Annotated in this window: 1 protein-coding gene; it reads left to right on the top strand. The window is 64.4% G+C overall.

All coding sequences use genetic code 11. The features are described 5' to 3' along the window. The coding region (gene ntrC, locus IL54_RS02260) for a nitrogen regulation protein NR(I) (protein ID WP_037472797.1) at window positions 1-1,418 on the top strand (1,418 nt) is incomplete at its 5' end. Between the last annotated feature and the right edge of the window lie 299 nt (window positions 1,419-1,717).

Here is a 1,717-nt window from a genome sequence, read left to right as displayed (position 1 = left end):
TCGATGACGATCCGGCCATCTGCGTGGTGGTGGGCGAGGCGCTGCGGCGGCAGGGGCATAAGGTGAAGACCGCCGCATCGATCCGCGAGCGGGCGGCGCTGATGGAGAGTTTCCGGCCCGACATCCTGATCACGGACGTCATGCTGCCCGATGGCGATGGGTTGGAGGGCGTGGCGGACATCATCGCCAGTCGCCCGGACCTGAACGTCATCATCCTGTCGGCGCAGAACACGCTCAACACCGCGATCCGCGCGACCGAAAAGGGCGCGTTCGAATATCTGCCCAAGCCGTTCGATCTCAACGAACTGACTCGTGCCGTCGCAGATGCGCTAGGCACGCGGGAGAGCGCGACGGAGGAGGAGGGCGATGGCGGGCTGCCGCATGACGGCCTGCCGCTGGTCGGTCGATCGCCCGCGATGCAGGAAGTCTATCGGACCATCGCGCGGGTGCTTTCCAACGACCTGTCGATCCTGGTGCTGGGCGAGTCGGGCACGGGCAAGGAACTGGTGGCCGAAGCGATCCACAGCCTGGGCCAGCGGCGCACGCGGCCGTTCATCGCCATCAACATGGCGGCGATTCCGCGCGAACTGATCGAGGCGGAATTGTTCGGCTATGAGAAGGGCGCTTTTACCGGCGCCCATGCCCGCACCGCTGGCAAGTTCGAGCAAGCGCAGGGCGGCACATTGTTCCTCGACGAGATTGGCGACATGCCGATGGAGGCGCAGACGCGGTTGCTGCGCGTCCTGCAATCGGGCGAGGTGACGACGGTGGGCGGGTCCAAGCCGGTGCGGGTCAATGTCCGCATCATTGCCGCGACCAACAAGGATCTGCCGCCGCTGATCGAGGAAAACCGCTTTCGGCAGGATCTCTATTACCGGCTGAACGTTGTGCCGATCGCCTTGCCCGCGCTGCGGGAGCGGCGCGATGATGTGATCCTGCTGGCGCGTCATTTTCTGGAGCGGGCGGCGCAGGAAGGCCTGCCGCGCAAGACGCTGGCCGACGATGCGGCGCAATTGCTGATGGCCTATCATTGGCCGGGCAATGTGCGCGAATTGCAGAATATGATGCAGCGCCTGTCGGTGCTGAGCCGGGAAAATGTCATCACCGCGGACATATTGCGCAACATGCTGCCGATGGATGCGGTGCCCGCTGATTATGCCGCGCCCGCCGATCAGTTGGCCCACGCCGTGCGCGATTGGGCGAAGCGGCAGCTGGGTATCGGGCTGGGGCAGGCCAATCGCAGCCTACATGATGATCTGCTTGCGGTGATCGAGCCGATCCTGTTGCAGGAGGTGCTGTCGAGCGTCGATGGCAATCAGATTCGCGCCGCCGGACTGCTGGGGATCAATCGCAATACGCTGCGCAAGAAACTGACCGATTATGGTCTGGACCCGCTCCAGCTTCGCCTTGCCGACTGATCGGGACGCGTCCGCTTTTCGGGACGAACCGACGGGCGATATCGACCAGCGACAGGTTTTGGCCCAAATACTGTGTTTGATCGGGCACGGGGTTGTTGTAACAAAGCCACTATGAGCGGCGCGACCACATTTTCCCGGCGGGCATCGACATGGCGCCGACGATTGCCGCCTTTTCTGCGGCATGGGCGGTTGGCGGCGCTGGTGGAGGGCGTAACGCTCGCGCTGTTCCTGGGCGTCGCGGTGCTGACCTATCAGTTGCTGGCGGGGGGAAGTGCGCCGTCGGGCGACCTGCTGACCCC

The sequence above is a fragment of the Sphingobium sp. ba1 genome (assembly GCF_000743655.1).
Lineage (GTDB): Bacteria > Pseudomonadota > Alphaproteobacteria > Sphingomonadales > Sphingomonadaceae > Sphingobium.
Note: the sequence above shows the minus strand (reverse complement) of the source record. Positions and strands in the feature narration are given on the sequence as shown.